The organism is Albidovulum sp. (assembly GCF_008933605.1).
GTDB lineage: Bacteria > Pseudomonadota > Alphaproteobacteria > Rhodobacterales > Rhodobacteraceae > Albidovulum.
Genome location: NZ_WBUS01000244.1, coordinates 1 through 2,925 on the forward strand (window position 1 = coordinate 1; position 2,925 = coordinate 2,925).

Consider the following 2,925-nt stretch of genomic DNA (forward strand, 5'->3'; position numbering starts at 1 on the left):
CGCACGTCGATGCCACACGGTGCACCGCTGAAATCCAGGTTTGGGATTGACAGCGACGGGTTACGTGCCAGCGTGATCTCGTACATCTGACGCGAGTACGCGATCGCCTCACCCACCGAGCCGCCGGCAAGCACCGCGAGGCCGGCCCCGTCGTCGGCCGTCGCGCCTGCCGCCGCGATGGCGGCCGCGAGATCGGCGGGCGACAGCGCGGAGAGCCTGAGTTCGCGGCAGCGCGAGCGGATCGTCGGCAGGAGCCGCGATGGCTGGTGGCTCACGAGAAGGAAGGTCACGCCAGGGGGCGGTTCCTCGAGCATCTTCAGCAACGCGTTGGCGGCCGCCGCGTTCATCTCGTCTGCCGGATCGACGATCACGGCGCGCCGCCCGCCATCGGGCGCGGACAGATGCAGGAAGCCCGCGAGACGGCGCACCTCGTCGACGGTGATCACCGTCTTCAGCCGCTTCCTCTCCTCGTCCCAGGCGCGTCGGAGCACGAAGAGTCGGCCTTCGGAACCGGCGTGAAGGCGCCGGGCCACGGGATGCGCCGGGTCGACGTCGAGGCTCTCCGGCGCGGTCGGCGCATCGCCGAAGAGGCCCCCGCCCGCGTCCTCCGGCGTGGCGAGGAGGAACCGCGCGATCCGCCAGGCGAGCGTCGCCTTGCCGACCCCGAGGGGGCCGGTCAGGAGCCAGGCGTGATGAAGCCGCCCGGCGGCATAGGCGTCGAGGAAGGCAGTCTCCGCCGCTTCCTGCCCGATGAGGCGGACGGTGTCGCGCGGATGCCGCGCGCCCTCCACCCGGTCGGGTTCGGGGATCGCGTCGTCGCTCACGCGAGCGCCCTGTCGGCCACCGCCGCGACCTCGGCCGCCACGGTCTCTGCCGGCCGGTTGCCGTCGATCAACCGGCAACGGCCGGGAAACTCGGCGGCGAGCGCGACGAAGCCCGCGCGCATCTTCCGCTGGAGGTCCGCGCCGAAATCCTCGAACCGCTCCTCCGTCCCGTTGCGGGCCCTGGCGCGGGCAAGGCCAAGGTCCGGGTCCATGTCGATGACGAAGGTGAGGTCGGGTTCGCGACCGATCATCAGCGCGTGGAGCCTGTCCACCACGCCGCGCAGGTCGCCGCGCGACAGGCCCTGATACATTCGGGTCGAATCGGCGAAGCGGTCCGAGATTACGACCTTCCCGGCGGCGAGCGCAGGCTCGATCACCCGCTCCAGATGGTCGCGCCGCGCCGCGGTGAACAGAAGGATCTCGGTCTCGGCCGACCAGCGCTCGGGGTCGCCTTCGAGCACCAGCCGGCGGATCTCCTCCGCGCCCGGCGATCCGCCGGGCTCCCGCGTCAGCACGACCTCATGGCCCCTCGCGCGGAGATGCTCGGCGAGAAGCCGCGCCTGGGTGGACTTGCCCGATCCGTCGATCCCCTCGAAGGTGATGAACATCGTCCCGGACCGGCCCGCCACCGTCAGCTTCCGACTTCGGCCATGACGCGCGTGGCCACCCTGCCGAAGGCGGTGCGAAGCCGGGTCGAGAAGCCGCCCTTGGCCACCGCCTGCTCGGCGACGAGCGGCACCGTCACCGGCTCCATGTCCGGCACCGCGATGACAAGATCGGCGAGTTTCTGGCCGGCCTCGATCGGCGCCTCCACCGGTCCGGTATAGACGACCTCGCCCTTCAGCCCGTCGCGCGCGAGCGAGGGCAGGAGAATCCGGACGTCCTGCTCGGCCACCAGCCCCACGCGCGAGGCCGCGCCGAGCCAGACATCGGCCTCCGCGATCCGGCTGCCCGCCGGGGCGATCGTCTTCAGCGCGAATTCGCGAAAGGCCCAGGTCGCGATGCGCTGCGACTCCTCTGCCCGTTCCGTCGCGTCCCTGAGCCCGCTCACCACGAAGACGATGCGCCGCCCGCCCTGGACCGCCGATCCGACGAGGCCGAAGCCCGCCTCCTCGGTGTGGCCGGTCTTGAGCCCGTCCGCCCCGATCCCCATGGACAGAAGCGGATTGCGGTTGAAGCGGTTGTCCGGCGCGCGGCCGTCGTGTTCGAACTCCGTCAGCGCGAAGTAGCCATAGTATTCGGGGAACTCGGCGATGAGCCGCACCGCGAGCACCCCGAGGTCGTGCATGCTCATCCGCTGGTTCGGGTGCGGCCAGCCGGAGGAGTTTGCGAAGGTCGATTTCGTCATGCCGATTGCGCGGGCGCGCTCGTTCATCTTCTTGGCGAATTCTTCCTCGCTGCCGGCGAGCCCCTCCGCCACCACGACGCAGGCGTCGTTGCCGGAGTTGACGATGATCCCCTTGATCAGCTCCTCGACCGTCGGCCGGTCGGTCTCGTTCAGGAACATCGTCGAGCCGCCCATGGCGCGCGCCCTCGACGAGACCGCAAAGGTATCGTCGAGCCGCACCCGCCCGTCCTTCAGCGCCTCGAAGAGCATGTTCAGCGTCATGAGCTTGGACATCGAGGCCGGTGGCAGCGGTTCATCGGCGTTCTTCGACAGGAGGACCGTCCCGGTCTCCATGTCGTAGACCCAGGCGGCGCCGGCAAGCGTGTCGAAGGCACGCGCGGGAAGGGCCGCGAGAAGGGCGAAGGCAAGGATGATGGCGGCTCTGACCATGCGATGTCGGGGCTCCTCTCAGTTCGAGACGGGATAGGCGTCGGGGTAGCCGATTCCCTTCACCCGGGCCACGAGCGCATCGCGCTCCGCGACCGAGGCGGCCGGGCCGACGATCACGCGCCAATAGGTCTTGCCGGCACCCTGATCGGGGCGGATGGTCGCGGTCATGCCGGCATCCTTCATCTGTGCGGCCGCGTGGTTCGCATTGGCCTCGGTGCTGAAGATGCCGATCTGGATATAGCCGCGCTTGATCGCCGCCGGCGGGGCGGCCGTGGGAGCCGTGGCAGCCGGCGCGGCGGCGACCGCCTGCGGTGCGGCCTGGGC

At 70.4% G+C, this 2,925-nt stretch carries 4 protein-coding genes; all 4 read right to left on the reverse strand.

All coding sequences use genetic code 11. The features are described 5' to 3' along the window. Positions 1 to 824 (reverse strand): DNA polymerase III subunit delta' (locus F9K34_RS18180; RefSeq protein WP_291338517.1); only part of this gene is annotated, 824 nt, incomplete at its 3' end. Continuing rightward, entirely contained in the window at positions 821 to 1,432 is a 612-nt protein-coding gene (tmk, locus tag F9K34_RS18185) for a dTMP kinase (protein WP_291338520.1), read from the reverse strand. The genes tmk and F9K34_RS18180, both read right to left, overlap by 4 nt. A 23-nt stretch (positions 1,433 to 1,455) precedes the next feature. Continuing rightward, positions 1,456 to 2,601 carry a D-alanyl-D-alanine carboxypeptidase family protein gene (locus tag F9K34_RS18190; RefSeq protein WP_291338518.1) on the reverse strand — a complete coding sequence of 382 codons (1,146 nt, stop codon included), beginning with the start codon at positions 2,599 to 2,601 and terminating at the stop codon, positions 1,456 to 1,458. 18 nt (positions 2,602 to 2,619) lie between these two features. After that, positions 2,620 to 2,925 (reverse strand): SPOR domain-containing protein (locus tag F9K34_RS18195; protein ID WP_291338519.1); only part of this gene is annotated, 306 nt, incomplete at its 5' end.

What these genes read in the sequence shown, in the direction of transcription:
- F9K34_RS18190 (WP_291338518.1), bottom strand. Translation starts at nt 2,601, where the DNA reads ATGGTCAGAGCCGCCATCATCCTTGCCTTCGCCCTTCTCGCGGCCCTT.
- tmk (WP_291338520.1), bottom strand. Translation starts at nt 1,432, where the DNA reads ATGTTCATCACCTTCGAGGGGATCGACGGATCGGGCAAGTCCACCCAG.